Origin of the sequence: Streptomyces sp. SID3212 (genome assembly GCF_009865405.1) — a bacterium.
Taxonomy (GTDB): Bacteria; Actinomycetota; Actinomycetes; order Streptomycetales; family Streptomycetaceae; genus Streptomyces.
The window spans coordinates 1-213 of record NZ_WWJY01001042.1; the positions used below are offsets into that span (position 1 = coordinate 1).

Genomic DNA, 213 nt, shown 5'->3' on the forward strand with positions numbered 1-213 from the left:
CGCGTGCGGCGCGATCGCCCTGCTCGCCATCGGTACGGGCCGGCGCAGGTCACTGATCCCCGCCCTGGCCGGGGCCGTGCTGCTCCTGGTGCTGTACGACCCCTGGTTGGCGCGGAGCTACGGATTCCTGCTCTCCGTCCTGGCCACGGGCGCGCTGCTCACGCTCGGGCCCCGCTGGAGCGCCGCGCTGGGGCGGCGGGGGGTGCCTCCCCG

At 77.0% G+C, this 213-nt stretch carries 1 protein-coding gene; it reads left to right on the forward strand.

The features are described from left to right. On the forward strand, positions 1-213 hold a 213-nt coding region (locus tag GT042_RS30580), incomplete at both ends, for a ComEC/Rec2 family competence protein (protein WP_202534220.1).